Origin of the sequence: Acinetobacter sp. Tol 5, assembly GCF_019702905.1 — a bacterium.
In the GTDB taxonomy this organism is placed as follows: domain Bacteria; phylum Pseudomonadota; class Gammaproteobacteria; order Pseudomonadales; family Moraxellaceae; genus Acinetobacter; species Acinetobacter bereziniae.
Genome location: NZ_AP024708.1, coordinates 1,468,926 through 1,493,917 on the forward strand (window position 1 = coordinate 1,468,926; position 24,992 = coordinate 1,493,917).

A 24,992-nucleotide genomic window follows, 5' to 3' on the forward strand; every position below is an offset into this window, starting at 1 on the left:
ATTATGTATAACGCTGAAATTCCAAAAGATATCGAATTACCTTCATCAAAAAAGTTAATTAAATCAACAGCAATTGCTGCCGTAAGTGCCGTTATTGTGCTAGTTACCTGTGTCATGCCTGCGGAGTATGCAATTGATCCGACAGGTATGGGTAAAGTGCTTGGTTTAACGAAAATGGGAGAAATCAAACAATCACTAACTGAAGAGTCAGAAAATGGTATCAATGCTGCACAGGCAGTGAATAGTGTTGAACAAATATCAGTAGAAACTTCGACTCAAACGGCAACTGATAATGCTCAAATGATTATGCCTGCTATTAATAAAGAGAGCATTAGTATTGAGCTTAAACCGGGCCAAGCAACCGAAGTGAAACTGACGATGCCACAAAGTGCAAGTGTCAACTTTGACTGGAAAGCTGTTGGAGGTGGTCTTAATTATGATACCCATGGTGATCCAGTGAACGCTCCTAAAGGGTTCTATCATGGCTATGGAAAAGGAAAGAATGAAACAACTCAGCAGGGTGTCTTAAAGGCAGCTTTTGATGGCAAGCATGGTTGGTTCTGGCGTAACCGTACGGAAAATCCAGTGACTGTAACTCTACTTGTAGAAGGGCAGTTTAGTGAAATGAAGAAAGTCTTTTAAGTTTTGATCAATCTCCTTGGAATAATATTCCAAGGAGATTCAATTGCTAAAGAAGTCAGGTTCTAAAAGGAATCCATAAGATGCTAGAAGTACTAAAAAACACAACATATCGGCATTTGTTTTTGGCCCAAGTAATAGCGCTAATCGGAACGGGGTTAATCACAATCGCCCTAGCTTTACAGGCGTACGATATTGCAAAGGGGGAAGCAGCCCAAGTTCTTGGTATTGCATTGGCAATTAAGATGATTGCTTATATCGGTGTAGCGCCTATAGCATCTGCATTTGCTGAGCGATTACCAAGAAAAAAAGTATTGGTTGGGCTAGATGTTATTCGAGCATTAACAGCATTGTGTCTACCGTTTGTGACACAAATTTGGCAAATTTATATTCTCATTTTTATTTTGCAATCTGCTTCTGCTGCATTTACACCAACATTTCAGGCAATGATTCCAGATGTTTTACCTGAAGAAAAAGACTATACCAATGCGCTATCATTATCACGATTGGCCTATGATTTAGAAAATATTATTAGTCCGATGCTCGCGGCATTTTTATTAACTTTGATGAGTTATCACAACTTATTTTTGGGAACGGTATTAGGTTTTATCGGTTCTGCTTTGTTTGTGGTAAGTGCGAAATTACCAGTTGCCAAAGTACCTGCGTTTAGAGGTGTTTATAGCCGTATTAAGCAGGGAGCTAAAATTTATTTTAATACGCCTAGACTTAAAGCATTGCTTGCTCTCAATTTAGCAATTGCGTCAGCAAGCGCTGTAGTGATTGTAAATACCGTGGTATTGGTTCAATCGACATTTAAGCTAACTGAAAATGCGACTACTTGGGCTTTTGGTTTATTTGGATTTGGTTCAATGCTTTCGGCTTTCATTTTGCCTAAGATATTGGATAAGTTCCCAGATCGATCAGTGATGTTGACGGGAACAACAATTCTTGTAATTGGGCTGTTAAGTGGTTATTTCATTACATCTTATAATGGTTTGCTTGTACTTTGGTTTGTGCTTGGTATTGGATATTCTGTTTCACAAACACCTACAGGCCGTTTGATTCGAAAATCTGCATCGAGTGAGAGTAGGACCTCTCTATTCGCAGCGCAATTTGCGTTTTCACATGCTTGCTGGTTAGTGACTTATCCCTTGGTTGGATGGCTCACTACTAACATAGGAACATTACAAACTTTTATACCGATGGCAGTGATTGCAACGATTTCTTTATTACTTGCAATGCGTTTGTGGCCATCACAGGATGAGGCTCTTTTACCCCACAGTCATGATGATTTACCTCCAGATCATGAGCATTTGCAGCAGCATCGAATCAATGGAGTACACGTCCATGAATATATTATTGATGACTATCATGAAAAGTGGCCTAAATAACTCTTTTTCGACTAATGACTTAGAAAGATTCCGTTTGTTTGTTGTACAATTATAAGCTTATTTTATTGTTCAATAAAAAAAGGGGAACAACATGAAAAAACTAATCTTGGTATGTTTAATGGGGCTTGCGGTAACAAATGCTTTTGCTCATTCAGGTGGTACTGATTCTTCAGGCTGCCACACGAATAGCAAGACAGGGGATCGTCACTGCCATTAATAATAAAAATGAGTAGAACATTTTGTTCTACTCATTTTGAATAACGATCTAATAATAATAAGTACTGTTTCATTTCTTCTTCATCAAAATTTTGATCCCCTTTCAATACATGTTCTCTTAAATGTTGTTCAAGAAGTTGCTGCATTAACCCATTAACAGCACCTTTAATTGCTGCAACTTGTTGTAATACTTCAAGACAAGAGCTTTCAGGTGTTAATAATGACTTTTCAACAGAAGTAACCTGTCCTTGAATCCGCTTGATGCGATTAAGTATTTTTTTATCTTGATGCAAATGAGACATGATTTTTCCTAAAAAAAATATATACTGGGGGGAGTATCTTGGAAAGATAAAATTTATGCAACTTCATAGTAACTTAGATCGTCGTCATTCTCATCAATTCGATGAAGGAAATCCTTTAGCACAAAAGAAAATACTGATTGCGACAATTCTTACAGCAATCATGATGGTACTAGAGATATTGGGGGGATGGATTTTTAATTCGATGGCCTTACTCGCAGATGGCTGGCATATGAGTTCACATATGGTTGCTCTCGGCTTAGCTTATTTCGCATATCGAATGGCCCGACATTATGCTCATGATCAGCGATTTAGTTTTGGTACTTGGAAAATTGAGATTCTAGCAGGGTACAGTAGTGCTATTTTACTTATGGTTGTAGCACTTTTAATGGGTATTCAATCTATCGATCGATTAATGAATCCCGTGAATATTCATTACAATGAGGCAATACCAATTGCAATTGTTGGTTTATTGGTAAACTTGGTTTGTGCATGGTTATTACATGACGGAGGCCACCACCATCACCACGAGCATGATCATCACCATGAACACGACCACCACCACGATCATCATGACTTAAATCAAAAGGCGGCGTTTCTGCATGTAGTAGCTGATGCGGTTACTTCTGTATTGGCAATTGTTGCATTGTTTGCGGGGAAATATTTTGGTTGGAGTTTCTTAGATGCACTATTAGGTGTAGTTGGAGCTATTCTTGTCGCTAAATGGTCATGGGGATTATTAAATGAGACAGGAAAGACACTACTCGATGCAGAAATGTCTCACCCTGTGGTTGATGAAATCAAAGAGGTTATAGAGGAATTTCCTCAAGTTAATATTACTGATTTACATGTTTGGAAAGTTGGTAGAGGCAAGTTTTCTTGCATCTTGGCTTTAGAGAGTACAGGTGTAGATTTAACACCAGATGTAGTGAAACAGGCACTCTCTATCCATGAAGAAATTGTGCATGCAAGTGTTGAAATACATTTTATTTGAATTATTGAATGGTTAGAGGTGGATCAGGAAATTTGAACAACACTTATAAGTGATATTTTGCTCCCCAAATGATGTTATAAACATCAATATATGGAGTATTTTATGGCACGTAGACCAAGAAGAAATCATTCAAATGATTTTAAAGCTAAGGTAGCACTTGCTGCGATTAAAGCAGAAAAAACACTTGCTGAATTGAGTGCTGAATTTGATGTTCATCAAAACCAAATTATCGACTGGAAAAATCAACTGATTTCAGCTTCCTCGCAAGCTTTCGATCAATCAAAAGCTCCAACAGAACCACCCATCGATCTAAAAAAACTACATGCAAAAATCGGTGAGCAGGCATTAGAAATTGATTTTTTAGAAGGTGTGTTGAAGAAACTGGGCCGCTTCAACCACAAAAGTTAATCGATGACTCACTTCAGATTTCAGTATCTAAGCAAGCTCAGCTGCTGAAAGTCTCCCGTGGTTGTTATTACTATCGCCCAAAACCTGTGAGTGCATCAGATCTGAAGCTGATGCGGTGTATGGATGAGTTACATATGCAATACCCTTTTGCAGGTAGCCGTATGATGCGTGATTTGTTGAATCGTCAAGGACATCATATAGGACGACGTCATACACGTACTTTAATGAAGAAAATGGGCATTAATGCGTTATATTGCAAACCAAATTTAAGCCAGGCTAATCAAGCTCACCGCAAATATCCATATCTGCTCAAAGGATTGGCTATTCAGCGCAGTAATCAAGTGTGGTCTACGGATATAACGTATATCCCTATGGCAAAAGGCTTTGTTTATTTATGTGCTGTGATTGATTGGCATAGCCGCAAGGTACTTGCGCATAGAGTATCGATTAGTATGGAGGTTACATTTTGCATAGAAACATTAAATGAAGCTATTGAAAAATATGGTCGACCTGAAATATTTAATACAGACCAAGGCAGTCAGTTTACCAGTGATGCATTTATTGATGTATTGAAATCAAATGACATCCAAATCAGCATGGATGGTAAAGGTCGATGGGTTGATAATGTGATGGTTGAACGATTATGGCGGAGCGTTAAATATGAAGAGGTGTATCTCAAAGCCTACAGCAATGTTTTGGATGCGAAGAAGCAATTAAACGCATATTTTGAATTTTATAATTTGAAACGACCTCATTCGAGTCTGGACAAAATGACTCCAGATGAGTTTTACTATGACCAGCTACCACAACAAAATAAGGTAGCTTAACTAGAGCAGAGTATCACTTATAAATAAGCTTTTAGTTGTTCAAACATGTGGGACCACCTCTGTTTTAGTTGGACAAATAAGTCCAACTAAAACATTTTTATATAGTTATAAGTGATTAGCCGCTTATCCCGAAAAAGTGAAGAATAATTCCTATAGCGCAGCAACCAGCTAAAGTAGTCATCATTCCAAGTTTGAAACGGAATAAAGCAAGCATAGCTATGATTGATAACATTAGTGACCATGGGTTAATGCTGGATAAAACTGGAACTTGTAAAACCATTCCATATTTATGAATTACATTAACTTCAGCAAATAATGTATGTAATGCAAACCACACTGATAGATTAAGGATCACTCCAACAACAGCTGCTGTAATTGTCGAAAGTATGGCATTTAAAGCCTTATTATTTCTTAATGCTTCAATATATGGAGCACCAATAAAAATGAATAGAAAAGAGGGTACAAATGTTACCCATTTCGCTAATATACCTCCAAGAGTACCAGCCAAGGCAGGATTCAATGATCCTGGGTCTCGATACGCTGCCATAAAGCCTACAAACTGAACTACACTAATCAGGGGGCCAGGGGTGGTTTCAGCCATACCAAGTCCGATCAGCATTTCACTAGGTTTAAGCCAATGGAAGTTTTCGACGGCTTGCTGTGCAACATAAGATAAAATTGCATAAGCACCACCAAACGTAAGTACGGACATTTTGCTGAAGAATAGAGCGATATGCGTATAAACATTATCTTTGCCCATTAAAGTAATAAAAGCTATAAGTGGGCCGAGCCATAAGACCAAACCAATGAGAGTAATTTTTAGAGCTCTTGTATGGGAAGGTTGTACATGCTCTGGGATCTGCTTAGCAAAAGCAGCATCAATAGCTGCTAATGAAGCATTAGAGCTATTAGCGTCAGAATGAGATGAGGAGGCGTTAAATGCTTTACTTCCACTTTTATTTCCGATGTAACCGATAAGCGCAGCAACTAAAATAATAAATGGAAAAGGCAAAGCAAAGATAAAGATGCCGATAAATGACAAGATAGCGACAATGACCATCACCTTGTTTTTTAAGGCTCGACGACCTACACGCATGACAGCTTCAAGAACTACTGCAAGTACGGCTGCTTTTAATCCAAAGAATAATGCTTGAACAATACTAATCTGACCATAACTTGCATAAATCCAGCTTAGTATTCCTAATGCAAGTAGACCCGGTAAAATAAAGAGAGTACCCGCAACGAGTCCGCCACGTGTTCGGTGTAATAACCAACCTATGTATACAGCCAACTTATGTGCTTCAGGACCAGGAACAAGTGTACAGTAATTTAAGGCATGTAAAAAACGCGTTTCACTAATCCATTGTTTCTCTTCAACTAAAATTTTATGCATTACTGCGATTTGCCCCGCAGGTCCACCAAAGCTAAGCGCAGCTACTTTAAGCCATACCCAAAAAGCTTCACGAAATGAAACACCATGAAGTTCATGTGGGGGAATGCTTTCAGCTAAAGCAGTGGAATCTTCATTTGTATTCATTGCTATTTCACCTAAATTTTTGAAATTTAGAAAGTATTTGATGCGTTTAATCATTCAGTACAGAGCTATTTTTATTAAAGCTAGACAATAGGCCATTAAAGATTGCATTTGATGCGACTAATAATTGGTCATCATCTGTAATGTTTTCATGTATTCCTGCAAAGACGGTTTCTATGCCTGAAGCTTCGGGTGGCTCAATCCCGCCAATATCAAGATAGTGGACAATCTCTGCAATTTTTTTCAAAGCAGGTGTTTCTAAATTAAAACTATGTAAAAGAACTTCGAAGGTAACCCAGTGATTGATATGACTGAAAGCTGCACCATCAAAATCGAATCCTAAAGCTTCTTCTGGACATTCACTTGGTGTTTCTAACCAAATAAATGTAGGAGTTGAATCAATAAAAGTCTTGATTAGCCATGCAGAGGCTAGACGATCAATCCAAGGTCTCTTACGAGTTGCCCATATTTTGTTTTGATAACTATTTTTATCTAGAAGTTGAATATGTGCTTGTATTGCTTGAGGCTCATTCACTTCACCAAGTCGAGCTATTGAAAGCTCTAAAGCAGAAAGTTCATTTAGTACCTGTGCTTGAGTCTCATCGGGGTAATAGTCAATTTCTACGAGTGCATCGATACTTTTTCTTAATTTACGGATTTGCTTGAGCAGCTCTTTCTTTTCATCTTTAGATTGACGATCTCTTAACTCAGAGAGTTGTTTATAGAGGACATCGTATTCTTCTTTTCGACTGAAGAAAGGAGCTAATTCAAGGTTTAAAGGCTGCTCCGCATGGAATACATACGCAGAGCCTTGCTCTGAAATAACGTCACTTGCAATAGGATCAAATTTCTCGCTATGAGAAATGGGAAGTAAATACACACCATCTCTAAGGATTGCGGCTCCACTTGCTTTAAGAGAACGCCATACTCTCATACGTGTAGATGTGTTCTGTGTAGGCAAAGAGGATATGAGTAAAGATATTTTCATGTTGTATACTCAACTTATTTGTTAAATATATAACATTAATTTGGCTTGGATACAAATATGAAGAATCGATTTCTTATATCAAAAGAAATATTAAAGGGCGGAAATGGCTAAAGAAGAATTTTTTAAGTTTTTGATTTTATATAAATTATTTGGTTTTATTGTTTCAATATACATCAATATTTGTGAATTCAGTATTACTCATCACAAAAAAAATTGTTTTAGTTATAATTAAATTATTGATTGTAAAGTGTCTAAATTGTAGGGTGTTCAAAAGTTGACTGAGAATTAGGTTATTTGTAAATCTCAGTCAAAATTTTAATTTTTAGAAGGCGCTTATCGATTTAAGATAACATCAGCTAATTGATGGGCAATTTCCTCAATACTATTTACAGAAGTATTTAAGGCGACTTTATCGGCTAAATTCGGACTATAATCTAAAACGTCATTTTTAGTAATTTTGTGCCAAATCGGTAAAATCATTTTATGGCCATTCATTTCTCGAGCTACTAAGCCATCAAGTTCATAGTTGGTCCAGTCTTTCTTAATAAAGTCAGTTGAAAGAACAACGGTACCGTATTTAGAGTTTCGGAGACCACTATCAATTTTTTGACGTAAACTGTCCCCAACTTTTAACGTGAATTCATCGTACCAAACGTTTACTCCAAGTTGCTGTAATGTCTCTGCAAGCGGTCTGACAAAATCTTCTTTATCTTCTGAAGCGTGTGAAATAAACAAATCATATTCTGGTTCCGTCTCAGGTATTGTATTGTTGTAAGATGATATTGAAACATCAGTAATATATTGGGTAGAAGCTTTAATAGCATCAATTTCACGTTTCAGCTTCTTTTGATGTTCAATTTCGTCTTTCTGCTGTTTTTTAGTCAGGACCTCTAATTTTTTTCTTTCCAGTATTTCTTCTTTTATAAGGTTCTGCTTTTCTTTCAGCAGCTTATTATCAATATCAATCTTTTTCTTTTGTAAGTCTGAAAGTTTTGATTGTATACGAGCGTTTTCTTGTTCTTTCCTACTAATTTCTGATAACTTTGTTTTTAATGTAGAGGGGCTAGTTGTCTTCCCGATAGAATTTTGAATTTGTAAAATTTTAGAAATTATATCAGCTCCCTTTTTCTGCTCTAAGCTCATTCGATGAGTAATATCTGCTAACTCCTTATTTAACCTTGTTATGGTACTGCTTATAGTTTGTATTGACATGTTGGCTCTATGATAAATATAAAGGGTAAGATTATTATTTGGTTAGGCGAAATACAAGGTTTATGTGTTACATCACTCTGTAAGCGTAGAGCAGTGCTCTGCCCAATCTGCCATTAATTCTTTACGTTTATCTAGATAATCTCCACGCAAGTAAGAAGCTTCAACTTTATCTGGTAGTTTGTGCGCTAATACATGTTCACAGACTTCACGCGCATAATTAGTTTTTTCCGCAGACCAGTCACGAAAAGTAGACCGAAAGCCATGTGTGGTAATTATACGATTCTGTTTTGGATCAATATAGCCTAAGCCATTTTTTAGTTCTTGTTCATGCATACGCTTGATTAGTGTAGTCAATGGCATGTCGGAAAGCATTTCACCACTACGTGGGGCGGGGAATATAAAATCTTCTAATTGAATATATTCTCGAATGAACTCTTAATTGAGGTAAAATTACATGAACTGTCTTAGAATGGGTAGTTTAAGATGATTTGTAATTTACAATCATTAGCTTACTAAGCAAGAATAGTGTCAGGTGAATGAAATATAAACAAATGATTGGTTGAAATTTTATTGTAGTAAAAATAACAGTAAAAAACTAAAATTAAATTATTTTTTATATGTTTATCAGTGGTTTGGTTGTTTAATTTGACTAACACCGCTTCCGCCAAATATCTTAAAGGGAATCAAATGCATAGTTTGATTCCCTTTTTCTTTGGCACAATTTTGGCACTATTCGAAATTTTAGCGATCTCTTCTTTGTTCTTATCTGAATTAATCCACTTCGCATAACGCTTCATGAGCATCACCAGACTATGACCCAACTGTGAAGCCACATAGACTGGATTGAGTCCATTCATTAAGCATACAGTCGCATAAGTATGACGAGTGTTATAGGCAGGGCGATAGCGTATGCCGTTTGCTCTCAATGCAGCCACAAACTTTTCACTTAATGATTTTTGCGTAGTAAATTCCTCACCAGTTTCATCACAAATAAATACATGCTCGTATTTGAGATAAGTTAGTAATCTGAGTTGTTGGAATGCTTCAAATGCAAAATCATTCAAATCTACAAATCGAGCTTTATTGGTTTTAGTGGTTCCCTGCTGAACGCCGTTCACACGACCTTTATTTATGTGAATCTGCTTATTCAAAAAATCTACATCCTGCCAAGTGAGCGCGATAATTTCTGATGGACGGCAACCTGTCCAAAATGCCACCACAAAATACCAATACACAGTTGGGTAGTCTGCAAGATATTTCTCTCTTAACCAGTTCAGTATTCTTTCCCTTTCAATTTCATTAAATGGATCAGGTTCAGCTTCTTGAGTTTTCTGATTCTTCAATCGGTCACATGGATTCTTGTCAATAATTTCATCATCGTGCGCTAATTCGAATGCGCCACGTAATGGAATCAAAGCATCATTTCGAGTCTTCGCTGATGACCATTCACGCCCATTGACGGCGCTACGCAACATTTGGCTAGTGATCGTATTAATTGGCATGTCAGCAAATAACGGCATCCATAGCCTTTCTAGAATAGACAGATACTTTTGCTTTGTGCCTTGTCTATGATCTGAAAGGTTATAAAGGTATTCTTGGGCATACTGAGCAAATGTCGGGCCATGTGACGCTGGCAATGTTTCTTGCGCAGCATCAGCTTTTTTAATGGGCTTGACCGAGACCGCTTCGATATCCTCGATTTTTAATATCCCGTATTTAGCCTTGTTTACAAAATCTTCTCTAATCTTAGCCGCCTTACTGAAGTTAGCTGGTGTGTCGGTGAGGTCGAGAGTGAACCACTCGCGCTTGTCGTTCCATTTAAAGTTAATCTGTATTTTTCCCGATCTAGCTCGTGTGCCTGTTGGTAGACCAGAGCTGCTTGTTCGACCCATCTGTTATAACCTTTTAAGCTATATAAAATTTTTCGATCAGACACTTTTACCCAAACTTTTCCTTCCTCCCAATGAGGTCTAAGGTTTTTTAGGTTAGAGATCTGTTCGCCCGTCAATTCACAAAACTTTTCAGCGGTGACCCAATCCACTAGTTCAAAATGTTTATTCATTGTTGAACCTCCGCAGTCTTATCCGAAAGTCTTGCTACATTTTTTGTATATCTAATAATGAATTTTATTAGATAAAGATCTTCAATCATTTTGACCTCTTCAATTTTTAATTCAGTTGAAGAAAGCCTTGTTGTCTTAAAACCCTTATTTTGGTAATTAGGATCTGAAGAGTAAAACAAGTTTCTATAATTTGAAAGCTAGCATATTTTTTTATATAAAAATGATTTTGGTGTAAAAGATCAAAAAAAAGGTTTATTTCCTAAACTGGTTATATGTTTATTATAATAGTAATTAATCTTTTGTATGATCGAGGTTGCTTTTAAAATTTGAAGTTTTGTTTTTAAACTTTAGGGTGATTGGTTTTTAATATTTAAAGATCGTTTTTTATTTTTTAGATAAATATTTCATTGGATTAAGATTAATTTATATTGAATTTTAATGCATAGTTTGTCTCTGTGGGATTATTTTTTACTAATTTTATAGATTTTTTATTGTTGAGGTAATTTATTCAGTATTTTTTAACTAAGTTTATGTTTTTGAATTATATTTTATAATTATTTTCTTTGGATATTTATCCTTTGGTAAGGTTTTTTTAGTTATTTTTTGATGATTATAATACTCTTGATCTTTATAAAATTTAATATAACACTTAATAGTCTAAAGTACATTAAATATGATTTTAACCGGTCGAGCCAGATTACCCATGTCCGTACAAAATCACAACAAAAGTTGTGATTTTGTACGAATGGGATCTGGTTGGCTTGCAGCCAAACCGCTACTTTTAATGGGGTGTTTTAAATTTTTAGAGTAACTATTTATTCTAAATAAAAAATATTCTTATTTTTATCAAAAAACACTTTTTTTATTTTAAAAAGTATTATAGCTTAAAAATAGATTGATGGTTTTTTGGATATTTTATGGTGAGTGCAAATTTTGTTAATAAATCAAAAAGATTAAGTCGGCTTGAATTACGTTTAAATGATTTGGAGCTAGATTTAATTAAAAAATCAGCAAAGATATTAAATAAAACCACAAGCGATTTTATTCGGTTTTCCGTGAATCACTATATTCAAAACAATTTGAATGTTGATCAATCTGCAATTCGTGAGTCGCATGTCGTTGCCAAGCAATCATTTCGTCAGAGAGGGGAAGAAGATAGGGAGAGCATTGCATTTCAACTTGCAAAAATTGGCAATAATCTTAACCAAGTTACTCGCGCAATTCACATTGCAAACAAACTTGGCAAGCCGGTCGACTTACTTCGAACTTACTTACTTGTCGAAGACTATTTGAAAAAAATTTATCAACTTTATCCACTTCCTTCTCCGCCATCCTTGCATCGTTCTGATGAAGTTGTTCAGCGTAGGCATAAATATATTGAACAAAAATATCTCGGTGATTTATTGCGACAAATGCAAGTCGTGGGAGGAACTGAACTTGAATCAGTTTCAGACGCTGACTTTTCTAATGACCATCTAAAAAATTGACTTTTTAATTCCATTTATATTTTTAAACGGGAGGGTAGTTCATGTTGATTAAGATGTTGAGGCATGGGACGGGCAGTGCAGCTCGTGCAGCGAGCTATGTTCTCGATGAAAAAGATCACATGAATATTGTCCGTCCGCATGTCGAAGTGCTCTGTGGTGATCCATATCTCTTTGCAAAAATTGCAGATAGCTCTCCTTTTAAACATAAATATACGTCTGCCGTCATTGCCTTTGCAGAAGAAGATCGACCGACCGATGTTGAAATAAAAGATGTCTTAAAACAGTTCGAAGCATTGGCTTTTAGTGGTCTTGAACCTGACCAATATCATATGACGGCTGTTCTGCATCAGGAACTAAACGGTTCAAAACATGTTCATATTCTTGTCCCTCGGCTTGAACTCAGGTCAGGAAAGGCAATGAATATCGCACCTCCCGGCAATTTCCAAAAGCATTTTCATACCTTGCAAGACAAGTTGAATTTTGAATACGGTTGGGCAGATCCGAATGATCCAGAGCGTGCAAGATTTACAAAAAAAGGTCATGAGACATATTTGCAATCTGGGCTAAAAAAGGTTGGAAAAGATCGAGAGAATTATAAACAGTACATCGAAAACCTGTATTTAAAGCTTTTATCAATATCGTTGAAACAACTAGAAAAAAAGCATGCTCAAGTAATTCCGTCCGAACTTTTAGTCAGAAACCGTGATGACTTTATGCAGTTTGTGTTAAGCAACAAGCTGGCAAGTGAAGTAGTCAAAATTCGAGAAAAACAGTTCAGCCTAGTTCCACCTTTCGGTAAAAAACCTATTTATTTTCAAGGAGAAATCTATGAAAGACAATTCACCATCGAAAAATGTTCAAGAACAATTCGAGAGCGTATCAAATCTCTTGAACAAGTTCGAACAGCAGATCGAGAACGTGGAAACGATGAGCAGCGAACAGTTAATCAGATTTCAAAATACACTCGAACGCCTTTTGCACAACTTCGAGATCGAGCAGAACAAGCTTTGCAAGGAGCTCGACAAGCAAGAGCAGATTACAACAGACAACGTTATGCATCTGTTACAACATCAGAAGAACGAGACCCAGATTTTAATCGGGGGATTGAAATCATATCGAGGAGAGCTGAAGCAGAATATCAGCAATATTCAAATGACGCTGTTATCGCATCTCAACGAAATCAATACGATAACGCAAAAGCATATTCAGCAGAGCAAAGTTCAATTACAACAAACGATCGAAGACAATCAGAACCAGATCAAAACCCAGATTCAGAACAACACCCAAAATATCACACTGTTATTAGTAGATCAGAAGAATCAGTTGCAGCAGCAAGTAGATCAGGCATTAACTCAGTCGATCACTCACAACCCCAAATTGATTCTGAAAACATTTATTCTGATGGCGCTTGGAATGGGGCTGCTGAATATTTTAGTAATATTACCCGGCAACTATTATCTGACACAGCCGATCTTAACCAAAAACCAGACCGAAATCTTGACGGACGGCAAGGGCAATCGTTTCCGAGCAATTACCTCTCCGAAATGGATCGATTGCAATACTCTGAATTTGAACAAAAAAATGATTCATCCAACAGAGCCGAACATTCATCTGACCTTTCCATGCATCGTGGAGAAATAAGTCATGAAAGAACAGCAACATACGACTATTCAGCATCACAACGGCAGCGACACACAGCAGATGATTTTGGATTTACTCGAACAAATGAGTTTAGCTTTGATGCCATCGTCGCTGAGTACTATGCAAGACTTGCAAGAAAACGTCGAGAAGATGAAAAAAAGGCTCAGCGTGATCGAGCATTACGAGCAGAACAACAGAGACGATATGAACAAGATCTTGAAAATCTTAGGTTTCAGCAGTCCGTCAGACTTGAGCCAAGCCGAGATCAATCTATTTCAGAATATTGGATTGATGATCAAAGAGTTACAATCGAGACAGGAAAAATTAGAACAGTTAGAGCAACAACAGCACTTACAGCATCAGAAAGAGCAGCGACTTCAAGAACAGAGCATGTTATGCGCAACACAGATCAACAAACTACAGCTCTTAACAACCAGCTTGATCAAGCGCTTCGACGTACTAGAGAAGCAGGAGACGAATTTACAATCGCAATACCAGCAACAAATCAAGAATTTAAACGAGATGATGCTGAACTGCACTCAGAATATGAACAGTTTAAACAACATATGCGTCGACTTAGAGAACAAGCAGACGCAGATCAAGAACATGCAGCAACAGTGCAACAGCAATACCAACTCGATCGAGAGCATTCAGCAGAACTTACAGCAACAATACTGCAACTTGCAAAGCTCGTTGAAGAAATTGTCAGGTTGATGATGAACTTAATTGCTGCCATGCTGGGGCAGCAATATAACATTCAATGTCAACCACAAGTTGAAGCTAAGCAACAGAAATCAAATGATTTTGGTCCTGAATTTTAAGCAACCACTCTTAAAAATAAGAATTTTATTATCTTTAGCGTTGCTGCTGTCACTGATTGCATATAACGTTATTTCTGTGTAATCGATAATAATGCAGTCGATTTATACAGTGCACAGTAGCAAGCTAAAATACATCAATAATTATGTGAGTTAAATAGAACGGATTCCTAAAACACGTTGTGCACATTCAATCATCTTCTCACGTTGGTGCGTTCGGAATGCCCATAACGAAGATAAATTATTATTTTGATTGAGTTTGGCAACTTCGAGAATTTGCTCATCAGTCATTTCATACATACACTGACGAATGATTTGATGTGCTTGTTCAAGCTCGTTGAGCAACGAATTTGCAGTATCAACCGCAATATAAAGATTTGCCAATGTTTGGCGTTGAGGATTTGAAATTGTTTTGCCAAGTTCAACGATAAGTTGACCAGCTTGTTGTTTAGGTGTGCACGTATTTGCACCATGAAGATTTGCGTTCATAGTCGTTTCCTTGTAGATAAGTTTTAATACTTACCTCCATCACTTCTCACGGTAATGGTGGCAGCAAGACAGGGGTGAGAATACCGTTCTACAAGGTACGGCCAGCCAAAGGCTGCCCTGCAAAGCTGCCATAACGACTGCTAAACAGTAGGCAAAAAAATAGCCGCATAAGCGACATTGATTTGCGCTTGTAGAATATAACAGGTTCTCACGCCTGAACACAGATTTTGCTGTGTAAAACTAGGTTAGCTGGGTATACCTTAACCTGTCAACAATATAATATGAACTTTTTACATATCTTAACATTAAATAATTAATTGATTATCCTGAAGAAATATTTAATTTCTGATGGCTGGAAAACTTTTTATGAAAAGTATCTAGGGACGGCTATGTCAGCCCAATATTTATTCTTTTAAACATTTTAGACTTATCCATAAAATCAAAATAAACACTTTGATGGGATGAATTTTACATAAGCAAAAATCAATCATTTAACTTAAATTTTCCGTCCGAGCTGATTGTCTAGATTTTAGTATTGGTAAAATTGACTAAAGCGCTGGATAAAATTAATATGGGCTCGCTGGCCTACATTGCCAGTCGGTTTTAGCAGACCGTATTCATCTAGCACATGACATTTATATTTTTGGATATAAATTGAGTGTGGGAATCCTCTCGTCCCCCTTTTTTTCTATGGTAGGACGGAAGGGGGACACCTTCGGGTGTGCTGATTCCTAGATGATCAGTCTGCTAACCCCTTTTCGTTCTGCCACCATTATTTAGCAGTAATTGGTAGAACTTCTATAAACATCTAGGAGTGTCTCATGCTGTATCTATCTTTTCTCATTTGTGTCTCGCCACCTGTTCAACCTTGTTGTGCTTTGCAACGGGGACTAGACGGCTAACTATTATTCGTCTGTATTAAAAAACTTTTAACAAGAACAATCCTACGGTGGATGGCTAAATCACGCCTATAAAAACAGACCTTTTTATATCTGCTGCTGATTGTGAATTGCATTGAACATGCGGGGAACAACCATGACTGAATTAACCAAACCTAAAATCATTCCAATCGAAAACCGTCCACAGAAATCCAAGCTATTTTTAAAGTGTGTGGTGGCGCCTATAGTGATCTTTCTGATTATCGCCAAACTCTTTTCCTTTGGATGGTTTGGCTACTTTTTCTTTGGCTTTGACCTATTCTGGTTTGTGATCATTTACTACCTCTATGAATACGGAAATACTTACTTTGACGGGATGACCGAACAACTGAAACGTCAGGGTGAAACCTTTGATTATCAAAACCGTGGGGTCTGGATTAACAGCCAGGACAAAACCATCATTTTGTTTGATCAGCCCGATCAACGTCTAGTCAAATATCCTTTTGACTATATTACTTCTGTTGGACATTACAATCTGGTTGAAGATCATTTTAGAACCACGACCACGGTGATCAGTAACCCAATGATGGGAACCCATGTTAACCAACAAGTCCATCGGACACCGATGAAACGTGAGTTTCAGGTCAATATTGGAACACGGGATCAATTTAAACCGAATTATAGTCTTAAGGTGTTATTCCCTTGGCGTAGTCCAAAAATGGCCAGTGAAATCCGTCAATTATTATCGGCTGATCATTATCAATAACAACAATATATAAATATAAGGCAGTCAATCATGATGATTTCAAAAACCTTTATGCCATCTGTGCTGATGTTGTCAATCAGCACAGCAATGGTTGGATGTGGAGGTGGTGGTTCGGGAGGCGATTCTGGTTCATCCAATGGCGGTGGAACGGGTAATCCAGATAATGGCAATACAATCCCTAAGCCCGTGACCTGTGCTGAAAGCCAATATCTGGAAGAGGGCACCTGTAAAAACAAGGCAGTGCAGAATATTCAGTCACTACCATTCAGTACGCTGATTCAAGGTCAACGCTATCCATTATCGCTGCAAACAGATCAAGGCCTAGCAGTAACGTTTAGCAGTAACACACCCAACATCTGTAGTGTAAGTGGTAGTGAACTCAAAGCGCTTAAAGTTGATCAGTGTAGACTGGCACTGACACAGGCAGGGACGGAAAAAGTTCTACCCCTCAATAGCAGCATGACCGTCAATGTGACTTGTGCTACCGATCAATATCTAGAAAATAATGTTTGCATGAATAAACTCAAGCAAACCATTACCCCGCTTAAAATTAAATACATTCTGACGGATAATGTGTATTCACTGGATACTGAATCCAGTGCCAAACTGCCTGTCACGATTAGCAGTCTTTCTACTGCAACCTGTACTTATAGTCAGGGTGAACTCAAGGGCATTAGTGCGGGTGCATGTACCCTTAAACTCACCCAGGAGGGTGATGCCAAAACACTGGCAGCAGAGAGTAAGACCATCAGCTTTGATGTGTTTAAGGCTTCATCTATGAGTGATGTCCCTGATATCAATAACTGTTATGCAGGCAAGCTCAGTGCAAAGTTTAGAAATGAATTCTTAAATGAAATCAATACGGTTCGTGCCTTGCATTGGCTGCCAAGTATTACATACGATTATGCTCGTGAAGATGAGATGATGCAGACGGCACTGATTCTTGCAGTAAACAACATCTTGACCCATTACCCTGAAGCTAACACAAACTGCTATTCAGATATTGGTGCGGTAGGTGCAAGGACCAGTAGCCTTGAGATGGGGGTAAGACAGAATAAAAATGACTATTCACCTGCCGAAAGCATTACCAATATGGTGCATGATAAATTAAACCTGTTTGCTGGAGATGTGGGACATCGACTCTGGATGCTTAATCCTTTCTTGCAAAAATCGGCGTATGGTTCAGTCAATGCACCATCATTTAAGGATACTCGATTCCCTTATGTGGTCGGTACGTCCTATAAAGTGGTTTACCCCTTTAACAATACAACTACTGCGCCACTCGGTGTGATTGCCTATCCCTATCACAACTATCCAGCCAAATATTATATGGCAGGCTCAATCCTCTCGATTTCTGTTTTAACTGATCAAAAGAATTTCTTTGCCAATCGCAATGTGGACTACGCCAAAGCCACTGTTGTCGTCACAGAACGAAGTAGTGGAGTTAAACAAAAGATCAGCAATATTCGTTATGAAAATATCGGAGTTCCCAACCATATCCAGTTTAACTTTGAAGATTTAAAATTTAACGTGATCTACGATGTCAAGCTCAGTAATGTCTTGGTGAATGGTCAGCCTAAAGAATATTCCTACTGGTTTAATGTGAATGGTCGGTAATCGAAAATAAGGACAACAACAAAATGACATGTATGATTCAAAAACTTCTCGCCATGAGTATCTCACTGCTCATGATAAATACCGCGGCGGCTCAACCTATTGCTGCTTCATCTTTAACATTGGAGCAAAGCTTATCCTGTCTGGATTGGGCTGAAAAAGAACAATCTTTTAATAACCAACTAGTGCTGGGTGACAGGGCAGATATACCAACACCAGCGATCATTAAACTTCAGAAACAATTTCAACAGCAATATAGCAAGCAAAAGACCACCATTATCAATGATCCAGATGATGAAAATTTCTGTGAAGACTGCCCTGAAACAGCCGTCTATTTGCCTACAAACAAAAGCAATCCGATTCAACGGATTGAGACTTCAATGCATGTCAGTGTTGCAGGAGCAAGTACTTCGATCTATCGTCGAGATGACATCGCCACAACTAAACAAAGAATTGAGAGCGGATTACATATTAAATTTAGTCACTATACAGGTCAGCAATTTAAAAACTTTAAACAGCAGTGGGATAAAGCTTCTATGCATGACGATCAGAACAGAAGCAAAACCAAAAAAGTCTTTCAGCAATATCCACATTTAAAGGTCTTTAATGGCGAAGTCTTCCAAAATCAAAAGATCTATACACCCAAAAAGATTTATATCTATAGCCAGCCCTATAAACGTGACACTTCTTATCTGAATGACATGATTGCTTTTATCACCCTTTATGACAATCCAGTCAATTCCTCACAGCACATCTTACAGTGTGGCTTTATTGACAATGTGTTTTAACCTTCAAATAAAGAGTTATATCAAATGAAAAAATTAATATTCGCAGGATTATGTTTAATTCTTTCAACATTGGCTTTTGCCGGTGCGAAAGAAAGCCTAGTAGGAAAGCGTCTGGTCTTAGATTTGCCAGATACTGAATGCGCAGGATTGTCTTTTGCTAAGAATGGTAAAGATGCAGCGATGTATGCAGAATTAGGGCAATGCCAAGATCCTTTACTACTTCGAGTAAAATGGTTAGATGACAAGACCTTTATTTTAATTGAGAAAGTACGAACGAATAATATTTCTCCACCACGTAGCTATTTATACAGGGTCCAAAGTATCAATCAGCGTTATGTAAAACTGACTCAGATATGGACAGGCTGGGGAGATTATAAAGATACGAGCGTCAGTTATTACTATAAATAATGACAAGTATTGACAGCTTAGTGAATCCGTTAAAACAATGAACTACTACGCAGAGGATCCCTTCTAGGTAACTGAACCTAGGAGGCAATATGATAAAGCTAAAATTTCAGTACAAACAAGCTGTAAATAATCATACTAAGGACGGTATACGAAAAAATACCCTCACCTGAGAATGTGTATCAAAAAACTTCAGTACACAGTAAAAGCATAGTTTTTATTTTCTTCATATTTTTGAATATAAAAGCTATCCTTTAAAACTTCGTATTGCACAATTCACAGGTTTAATGATGAATGAAATGATTTCGTCAATGATATATATAAAACTGCAAAAGATGGAGACATAATTGGATAAAACGGGTATTAGTACTGTAAATACCGAGGTAATTAATGTAAAAAATAACAATACAGATTTTAAGCGAATTCGATTTATATATTAAATGTGAAAATTTATTATTATTTTCACATTAATTTACATAAGATACAAAATTTATCTAAAGGATTTAATAACGATACAAATCCAAATGTTATTTTTATTGTTCTAATAATTAAATGCTAGAGGTAATTATGAAAATATTAGCCTTGATAAGTGTTGGGATGGTTGGTGGTATTTACTATAAGATGAGTAAAACAAAAAATTTAAATTCAAAAAAATTGGATTTTGATGAAATTGTTACTCAAATGATTTTAAAAAGTTTTTAATTTAAACAGAAAATTAATTAAATAAGGATGATGGAATGATATCTAAAGCTCTAAAAATTATTTTTTTTTCGTTATTTTTGTAGTGTTAACTCTAATAGTTCATAAGCTTGGGAGTACCACTACAGAAATATGGATTTATAAATAATTTAATATTAATATAATCGTAGTTAAATATATGTATCTAGAGAGGGTGTAATTATGATTCAATATTTTAAATGCTTGATAGGTCTGCACAAAGTAATTGAAATTCATCGTTGTAAAGATGGTGAATTAACGGTTTGTCATCATTGTTTAAAAGTTTTTCAAAGTAATTAATTAAGAGTTGGAAGAATATAACTTTTATGTTTATTTTTGATACGGTTGTGCTTTTTTTATAAAAAAAATTAGTTAATAATTTATTTATTAATATGCCTTTAATGTATAAATTAGGTTTGAGGTATGCCTAATTCATTAAATTTATTTAATATAGCTGCTCGTAGTTGAAGTAAATTTATTTGTCTTCTTAAATTTTATTAAACACAGTATTGATTTAAATGAATATTTCCATTCATCTAAAAAAATCTAGAATTTGATTTAGATTTCACCATAATGCCAAAAAATATTAGAAGTGTAGAATTTTTAATATGGGTAGCTAACTTTATTAAGAAAATAACTTATGAGAAATAAAAATAAATATTATTAATTTTTATAAATAAATCGTTTAAATTATTTTAATATAGTTTTTTTAAAAATAAAGATTTAATATTCATAAGTTTTTAGATGGTTGATGAAAGAAGTTAAATATGTTTTTTAATTGAATAAAGTATATGTCTTGATAAAGGATCTTTCTTATCTAATAATGGATGAACAAATTCTTTAATTTTAGTCATTTTTAAGTGCTTCATCACTTCTTCTGATCTTATATTGCTGGATGCTGTAAAAGCAACAACTTCATTTAAGTTTAAATTTTCAAATGCATATTTTAGAACTATTGCTGCACCTTCTGAAGCATAACCATTTCCCCATGAATCTTCATCTATGCGCCAAGCAATTGCTATACAGGGTGAAAAATCAAATAAAGTTTTTTCTTCTTTTAAACCAATAAATCCTAAAAAACTACCTGAGGATTTTAATTCTACAGCCCAATATCCCCAACCATTTTCACGTAGAAGTCTTGATTCGTTTGTTATAAATTCAATTGTTTCAGAAGTTGTAAGAATACTTGGGTAATATTTCATTACCCGAGAGTTTTTATTTATTTTAATAAATTTTTCAATATCTTCATCTTTCCATTGTCTTAATATTAGCCTCTTTGTAATAATCATAAGCACCTCCATATATTATTTCTTCAGTGTATTATATTTTATTTTTATTATTTTTTTTAAAAGTGACAATTTATGTATTTGTAGGGAATATATTTAAAATTGTAATTTTATATTATTTATATCAATTTGAACTAATTTATTATTGATGAGTCTGAATACATCAAATTTCACACTTTCTTACAGTATAGCTTTTCATTCCAGAAAGTTAGTTTGTCCCTAATCTAATTTTCTACCTAATTAACTTAAATTAATTATATAAAGAATTTTGATACTTAAATTTAAGTGTTTGATTTATAATTCATGTTTTTAAGTAATTCTTAAAGAAGAATTTAATAAATTTATATAAGTAGATATTAAATTTAAATTGTTAAAATTTTTACTTATTTATTGATGGTTATTACTTTATTACAATTCGTCTATTTAATTAAATGGAATATTATTTTATTTTAAAGGATTAACTCAAATCAATATTTTAATAATGAATAGTCAATTATCTAAAAAAAGTTTAACTTTCGATATATTAAATCGCTTTGAACAGTACACAGCTGAAGAAAAGTTAAATCAACGTCCAATTGTGTTGAAACAGTTAATTCATTCTATTGGACGGTTGCCTGAACCTGCCTCCGGACAAACATATCAACGATGGCAAATTTTTGCTCAGATCGCTGGCTTTGATCTCAGTTTAGCCAAACTTTTTGAGTCACATTGCGACGCTTTAAGCATCTTGTATGAACTCGGTTATGAAAATGAAATCGATGAGAAGACATGGGCTATTTGGGCTGCCAATGGTGGACCAGCGCAGATACAGGTTGAAAATGGGCTTTGTCATGGAGTAAAAACGTGGTGTTCAGGTGCTGAATTTATTCAAAAAGTATTAATCAGTTTTAAAGATCAACAAGGGCAATCTCAGCTCTGTATTATTGATTTAAGCCAACCATCGGTCTCGATTGATTTATCGCATTGGCAAGCCGTAGGTATGCAAGGAACACGGACAGCCAGAGTTAAATTTCAGGATACAGCAGTTAAAATTATTGGTAATCCTAATGATTACATTGATCGGGCTGGTTTCTGGCATGGTGCAGCGGGTGTCGGGGCTTGCTGGTATGGTGCAGCTGTACGACTAATGGATGAACTGCAAAAAAGTTGCTTTACAGCCCCTAATTCTTTTAAAAAAATGTATTTAGGTCAATTGGCAAGCCAACTTGCGGTAACTCGACAATATTTCCACTATGTCGCTCAACTGATAGATAGTCAACCGAAGCTTAGTTATGAACGGGAAGTACGGATATTGCGTGCGCATGCAGAACAAAGCTGTTTGGCTGTTATTGAAGGGGTTGGAAAAGCGCTTGGAGCACGGCCTTTTTGTGAACAAGCAACTTTTGCCAGTCTAATGGCTGATTTACCTGTATTTATTCGGCAAAGTCATGCGGCATTCGATGATGAGCAAATTGCTGAACGATGTTTACAGGAGCAAATATCATGGCAGCTCTAAAACATTCTTTAGTCGAAGATCGTATTATAGAAGGGCAAGGTACACCCAGAGAACAATGGTTACATGCATTTTCGCAGCAGCCGCTATTGCCACTCGATCTTAAAAAATTTCAATCGAAACGAATTGTGATTGTGGCGCCGCATCCAGATGATGAAATACTCGGCTGTGGCGGCTTGATGCAACAGTTGATTAGCTTTAATTGTCGCCTAGTGATTGTCGCCGTCAGCAATGGTACCCAAAGCCATCCACATTCAAGTAAATATAGTCCAGAGCATTTAGATCGAATCCGCCCACAAGAAAGTCTGGCGGCGTTACATTGTTTACAGGTCTCAGATTTTGCTCAACGTATTGCCTTAAATTTACCAGATGGACAGATTCATTTGCATACAGAACAACTGTGGCAAACATTAGACATGCTGGTTCAAGCGGAAGACATTCTGATTTGTAGCTATGCACAGGATGGACATCCAGATCATGAAGCAGTAGGAAAAACGGTACAGGCCCTTGCTTTAGCGCATGCCCTACCATATTTACATGTGCTGATCTGGGCATGGCATTGGGCGCGACCACTAGATCCACGTATCAACTGGCAAAAGGCTAGAGCTTACAACTTAACTCAGGCCCAATTAATCAAAAAACGTCAGGCCATCATGCAGTTTAAGAGTCAGATTGAAGCTGATGAAAGTACAGGCAATGCTGCGGTTTTATCTCCAACAATCATCGAACGTTTGTTAATGCCTTGGGAGGTTTATCTTTGTGAATGATTCTAGTCAATATTTCGAAGCCTTATATCATCACAATAATGACCCTTGGGGCTATGATCTTCATTGGTATGAAGCTCGTAAAAGGCAGATTTGTTTGGCATTGCTTACTCAACAGCGTTATTCATCAGTGTTGGAAATCGGCTGTTCCAATGGCCATTTAAGTGTACATCTAGCCAAACGCGCTGATCAGCTTTTATGTCTAGATTTTTCTGAACACGCTGTTCATTGGGCCTCTCAACGTTTACAGAATTTGAAGCATGTAAGTGTTAAACAGCAAAAAATACCTGAAAATTTTCCTGAACAGAAATTTGATCTGATTGTTATTAGTGAAGTGGCTTATTACTTAACACATAATGAGCTACATGAACTTATAGATAAGCTTAAAGACAGCTTAAGGCCACAAGGTGAAATCTTGTGTTGTCACTGGCGTCATGCCATACATGATTTTGAACTAGATGCTTCTCAAGTACATGATCATTTAAAACAGTTTATGTTGTTCACTCATTATTTAAGTCTGAATGATCCAGATTTCCTTATTGATATTTGGACGGTAAATCCTTCATCTTTGGCAAAACAACAGGGCTTAATATGAAAATAGGTATTGTAATCCCAGCTCATAATGAAGAACAGTATTTATCGGCTTGTTTGCAGTCAATTGAACAGGCTATTCAGAATATAGGTCACGATCAGGTCGAGATTTTAGTAGTTTTAGACAGTTGTACTGACCAGTCTCTCATGATTGTAAAGTCACATCAGATGAACTGGCTTGAATGTAATTTTGCTTGTGTAGGCAAGGCCAGAGATATTGGCATTAGGCAGTTAATCGATCAAGGAGTGACCTGGCTCGCTTGCACTGATGCTGATACAATTGTAGATCCAGATTGGTTACTATGCCAAATGCGCCATCAGCCCACAGATGCCATTTGTGGAATCGTTATACTGGATGATCTTAGTTACTTATCAGTACCGCAACAACAAAAATATTTGGCTCACTATCAGGACAGCATGAACCATCAACATATTCATGGCGCGAATTTAAGTTTTAGTGCGCAAGCTTATATTCAAGCAGGAGGTTTTGAGCCCATTCCTTGTCATGAGGATGTCTCATTAATTGAAAAATTTATTAAGCAATACTGCAAAATCACTTGGAGTAATCTGGTTCGGGTCACCACTAGTAGTCGATTAAATGGACGTGCACCTGAAGGTTTATCGTACTTTTTAAAACATTTATAAAATTGTCCTGATCTGATGAAGAGAGCTAATCCACAGCTATA

23 protein-coding genes and 1 pseudogene are annotated in these 24,992 nt (G+C 36.4%); 16 read left to right on the top strand and 8 right to left on the bottom strand.

Annotation, left to right across the window (positions count from 1 at the left end; genetic code table 11):
- The first annotated feature begins 3 nt into the window (after positions 1 to 3).
- From TOL5_RS06785 to TOL5_RS06795, 3 genes are all read left to right on the top strand, one after another.
- A complete protein-coding gene (locus TOL5_RS06785) occupies positions 4 to 642 on the top strand; it encodes a hypothetical protein (RefSeq protein ID WP_000282061.1) in 639 nt (212 codons plus the stop codon).
- An 80-nt stretch (positions 643 to 722) separates the two neighbouring features.
- Positions 723 to 2,030 carry an MFS transporter gene (locus tag TOL5_RS06790; RefSeq protein ID WP_000895211.1) on the top strand — a complete coding sequence of 436 codons (1,308 nt, stop codon included), beginning with the start codon at positions 723 to 725 and terminating at the stop codon, positions 2,028 to 2,030.
- A 91-nt stretch (positions 2,031 to 2,121) separates the two neighbouring features.
- Positions 2,122 to 2,247: a YHYH domain-containing protein gene (locus tag TOL5_RS06795; RefSeq protein ID WP_000733641.1), complete on the top strand. Its 126-nt coding sequence runs from the start codon at positions 2,122 to 2,124 to the stop codon at positions 2,245 to 2,247.
- A 31-nt stretch (positions 2,248 to 2,278) separates the two neighbouring features.
- On the opposite strand, the gene TOL5_RS06800 is transcribed toward TOL5_RS06795, so the two are convergent.
- Positions 2,279 to 2,548, bottom strand: coding sequence for a metal/formaldehyde-sensitive transcriptional repressor (locus tag TOL5_RS06800; protein ID WP_000018740.1), 270 nt, complete (start codon positions 2,546 to 2,548; stop codon positions 2,279 to 2,281).
- Positions 2,549 to 2,603: 55 nt separating this feature from the next.
- On the opposite strand from TOL5_RS06800, the gene dmeF reads away from it, so the two are divergent.
- Together dmeF and TOL5_RS06810 are read left to right on the top strand one after the other, a co-directional pair.
- Positions 2,604 to 3,539, top strand: a complete 936-nt coding sequence (gene dmeF, locus TOL5_RS06805; protein ID WP_001175951.1) for a CDF family Co(II)/Ni(II) efflux transporter DmeF — start codon at positions 2,604 to 2,606, stop codon at positions 3,537 to 3,539.
- 90 nt (positions 3,540 to 3,629) lie between these two features.
- A protein-coding gene (locus TOL5_RS06810; RefSeq protein ID WP_085944219.1) for an IS3 family transposase occupies positions 3,630 to 4,774 on the top strand; the annotation gives its coding sequence in 2 pieces (ribosomal slippage) (positions 3,630 to 3,894 and positions 3,894 to 4,774; 1,146 coding nt in all).
- A gap of 115 nt (positions 4,775 to 4,889) precedes the next feature.
- Here the strand turns inward: TOL5_RS06810 and chrA are convergent.
- The 5 genes and pseudogenes from chrA to TOL5_RS06835 all read right to left on the bottom strand — a co-directional run bounded on the left by chrA (position 4,890) and on the right by TOL5_RS06835 (position 10,400).
- Positions 4,890 to 6,311, bottom strand: coding sequence for a chromate efflux transporter (gene chrA / locus TOL5_RS06815; RefSeq protein ID WP_002040866.1), 1,422 nt, complete (start codon positions 6,309 to 6,311; stop codon positions 4,890 to 4,892).
- A 46-nt stretch (positions 6,312 to 6,357) separates the two neighbouring features.
- Positions 6,358 to 7,296, bottom strand: a complete 939-nt coding sequence (locus TOL5_RS06820) for a chromate resistance protein ChrB domain-containing protein (protein ID WP_002065076.1) — start codon at positions 7,294 to 7,296, stop codon at positions 6,358 to 6,360.
- A 333-nt stretch (positions 7,297 to 7,629) separates the two neighbouring features.
- Positions 7,630 to 8,508: a TIR domain-containing protein gene (locus TOL5_RS06825; RefSeq protein WP_000027438.1), complete on the bottom strand. Its 879-nt coding sequence runs from the start codon at positions 8,506 to 8,508 to the stop codon at positions 7,630 to 7,632.
- Between the two features lie 72 nt (positions 8,509 to 8,580).
- A pseudogene (locus tag TOL5_RS06830) lies at positions 8,581 to 8,937 on the bottom strand (tyrosine-type recombinase/integrase); the annotation flags it as partial.
- Between the two features lie 254 nt (positions 8,938 to 9,191).
- Entirely contained in the window at positions 9,192 to 10,400 is a 1,209-nt protein-coding gene (locus TOL5_RS06835) for a site-specific integrase (RefSeq protein WP_151961086.1), read from the bottom strand.
- 1,087 nt (positions 10,401 to 11,487) lie between these two features.
- On the opposite strand from TOL5_RS06835, the gene mobC reads away from it, so the two are divergent.
- Together mobC and TOL5_RS06845 are read left to right on the top strand one after the other, a co-directional pair.
- Positions 11,488 to 12,057: a plasmid mobilization relaxosome protein MobC gene (mobC, locus tag TOL5_RS06840; protein WP_151962352.1), complete on the top strand. Its 570-nt coding sequence runs from the start codon at positions 11,488 to 11,490 to the stop codon at positions 12,055 to 12,057.
- 41 nt (positions 12,058 to 12,098) lie between these two features.
- A complete protein-coding gene (locus tag TOL5_RS06845) occupies positions 12,099 to 14,519 on the top strand; it encodes a MobA family protein (RefSeq protein WP_151962351.1) in 2,421 nt (806 codons plus the stop codon).
- Between the two features lie 150 nt (positions 14,520 to 14,669).
- Here TOL5_RS06845 and TOL5_RS06850 read toward each other — a convergent pair whose 3' ends face one another.
- Complete coding sequence (locus TOL5_RS06850) at positions 14,670 to 15,005, bottom strand: hypothetical protein (protein WP_151962350.1); 336 nt, start codon at positions 15,003 to 15,005, stop codon at positions 14,670 to 14,672.
- Positions 15,006 to 16,040: 1,035 nt separating this feature from the next.
- On the opposite strand from TOL5_RS06850, the gene TOL5_RS06855 reads away from it, so the two are divergent.
- From TOL5_RS06855 to TOL5_RS22605, 5 genes are all read left to right on the top strand, one after another.
- The gene (locus tag TOL5_RS06855) at positions 16,041 to 16,649 is read left to right on the top strand and encodes a hypothetical protein (protein ID WP_151962349.1); all 609 of its coding nucleotides are present in this window, start codon (positions 16,041 to 16,043) and stop codon (positions 16,647 to 16,649) included.
- Positions 16,650 to 16,679: 30 nt separating this feature from the next.
- The gene (locus TOL5_RS06860) at positions 16,680 to 18,266 is read left to right on the top strand and encodes a CAP domain-containing protein (RefSeq protein WP_221260685.1); all 1,587 of its coding nucleotides are present in this window, start codon (positions 16,680 to 16,682) and stop codon (positions 18,264 to 18,266) included.
- 23 nt (positions 18,267 to 18,289) lie between these two features.
- A complete protein-coding gene (locus tag TOL5_RS06865) occupies positions 18,290 to 19,051 on the top strand; it encodes a hypothetical protein (RefSeq protein WP_151962347.1) in 762 nt (253 codons plus the stop codon).
- 24 nt (positions 19,052 to 19,075) lie between these two features.
- Positions 19,076 to 19,459 (top strand): hypothetical protein, encoded by a 384-nt coding sequence (locus tag TOL5_RS06870; protein WP_151962346.1) that lies wholly within the window; start codon positions 19,076 to 19,078, stop codon positions 19,457 to 19,459.
- A gap of 564 nt (positions 19,460 to 20,023) precedes the next feature.
- Positions 20,024 to 20,158: a hypothetical protein gene (locus TOL5_RS22605; protein ID WP_262541263.1), complete on the top strand. Its 135-nt coding sequence runs from the start codon at positions 20,024 to 20,026 to the stop codon at positions 20,156 to 20,158.
- 776 nt (positions 20,159 to 20,934) lie between these two features.
- Here TOL5_RS22605 and TOL5_RS06875 read toward each other — a convergent pair.
- On the bottom strand, positions 20,935 to 21,462 hold the full coding sequence (locus TOL5_RS06875; protein ID WP_151962374.1) for a GNAT family N-acetyltransferase: 528 nt from the start codon (positions 21,460 to 21,462) through the stop codon (positions 20,935 to 20,937).
- Positions 21,463 to 21,940: 478 nt separating this feature from the next.
- Here TOL5_RS06875 and TOL5_RS06880 point away from each other — a divergent pair, with 478 nt between their 5' ends.
- From TOL5_RS06880 to TOL5_RS06895, 4 genes are read left to right on the top strand one after another with little or no spacing between them, the layout of a single operon-like run.
- Positions 21,941 to 22,954: an acyl-CoA/acyl-ACP dehydrogenase gene (locus TOL5_RS06880; RefSeq protein WP_199936691.1), complete on the top strand. Its 1,014-nt coding sequence runs from the start codon at positions 21,941 to 21,943 to the stop codon at positions 22,952 to 22,954.
- Complete coding sequence (locus tag TOL5_RS06885) at positions 22,942 to 23,718, top strand: PIG-L deacetylase family protein (RefSeq protein ID WP_151962372.1); 777 nt, start codon at positions 22,942 to 22,944, stop codon at positions 23,716 to 23,718. The genes TOL5_RS06880 and TOL5_RS06885 overlap by 13 nt, the downstream gene beginning before the upstream one ends.
- A complete protein-coding gene (locus TOL5_RS06890) occupies positions 23,711 to 24,310 on the top strand; it encodes a class I SAM-dependent methyltransferase (protein ID WP_151962371.1) in 600 nt (199 codons plus the stop codon). The genes TOL5_RS06885 and TOL5_RS06890 overlap by 8 nt, the downstream gene beginning before the upstream one ends.
- The gene (locus TOL5_RS06895; RefSeq protein ID WP_151962370.1) at positions 24,307 to 24,951 is read left to right on the top strand and encodes a glycosyltransferase; all 645 of its coding nucleotides are present in this window, start codon (positions 24,307 to 24,309) and stop codon (positions 24,949 to 24,951) included. Before TOL5_RS06890 ends, TOL5_RS06895 begins: the two co-directional genes overlap by 4 nt.
- Positions 24,952 to 24,992 lie beyond the last annotated feature (41 nt).

Coding starts and splice junctions, on each gene's coding strand:
- TOL5_RS06785 (WP_000282061.1), top strand. CDS start 4: ATGTATAACGCTGAAATTCCAAAAGATATCGAATTACCTTCATCAAAA.
- TOL5_RS06790 (WP_000895211.1), top strand. CDS start 723: ATGCTAGAAGTACTAAAAAACACAACATATCGGCATTTGTTTTTGGCC.
- TOL5_RS06795 (WP_000733641.1), top strand. CDS start 2,122: ATGAAAAAACTAATCTTGGTATGTTTAATGGGGCTTGCGGTAACAAAT.
- TOL5_RS06800 (WP_000018740.1), bottom strand. CDS start 2,548: ATGTCTCATTTGCATCAAGATAAAAAAATACTTAATCGCATCAAGCGG.
- dmeF (WP_001175951.1), top strand. CDS start 2,604: ATGCAACTTCATAGTAACTTAGATCGTCGTCATTCTCATCAATTCGAT.
- chrA (WP_002040866.1), bottom strand. CDS start 6,311: ATGAATACAAATGAAGATTCCACTGCTTTAGCTGAAAGCATTCCCCCA.
- TOL5_RS06820 (WP_002065076.1), bottom strand. CDS start 7,296: ATGAAAATATCTTTACTCATATCCTCTTTGCCTACACAGAACACATCT.
- TOL5_RS06825 (WP_000027438.1), bottom strand. CDS start 8,508: ATGTCAATACAAACTATAAGCAGTACCATAACAAGGTTAAATAAGGAG.
- TOL5_RS06835 (WP_151961086.1), bottom strand. CDS start 10,400: ATGGGTCGAACAAGCAGCTCTGGTCTACCAACAGGCACACGAGCTAGA.
- mobC (WP_151962352.1), top strand. CDS start 11,488: ATGGTGAGTGCAAATTTTGTTAATAAATCAAAAAGATTAAGTCGGCTT.
- TOL5_RS06845 (WP_151962351.1), top strand. CDS start 12,099: ATGTTGATTAAGATGTTGAGGCATGGGACGGGCAGTGCAGCTCGTGCA.
- TOL5_RS06850 (WP_151962350.1), bottom strand. CDS start 15,005: ATGAACGCAAATCTTCATGGTGCAAATACGTGCACACCTAAACAACAA.
- TOL5_RS06855 (WP_151962349.1), top strand. CDS start 16,041: ATGACTGAATTAACCAAACCTAAAATCATTCCAATCGAAAACCGTCCA.
- TOL5_RS06860 (WP_221260685.1), top strand. CDS start 16,680: ATGATGATTTCAAAAACCTTTATGCCATCTGTGCTGATGTTGTCAATC.
- TOL5_RS06865 (WP_151962347.1), top strand. CDS start 18,290: ATGACATGTATGATTCAAAAACTTCTCGCCATGAGTATCTCACTGCTC.
- TOL5_RS06870 (WP_151962346.1), top strand. CDS start 19,076: ATGAAAAAATTAATATTCGCAGGATTATGTTTAATTCTTTCAACATTG.
- TOL5_RS22605 (WP_262541263.1), top strand. CDS start 20,024: ATGAAAATATTAGCCTTGATAAGTGTTGGGATGGTTGGTGGTATTTAC.
- TOL5_RS06875 (WP_151962374.1), bottom strand. CDS start 21,462: ATGATTATTACAAAGAGGCTAATATTAAGACAATGGAAAGATGAAGAT.
- TOL5_RS06880 (WP_199936691.1), top strand. CDS start 21,941: ATGAATAGTCAATTATCTAAAAAAAGTTTAACTTTCGATATATTAAAT.
- TOL5_RS06885 (WP_151962372.1), top strand. CDS start 22,942: ATGGCAGCTCTAAAACATTCTTTAGTCGAAGATCGTATTATAGAAGGG.
- TOL5_RS06895 (WP_151962370.1), top strand. CDS start 24,307: ATGAAAATAGGTATTGTAATCCCAGCTCATAATGAAGAACAGTATTTA.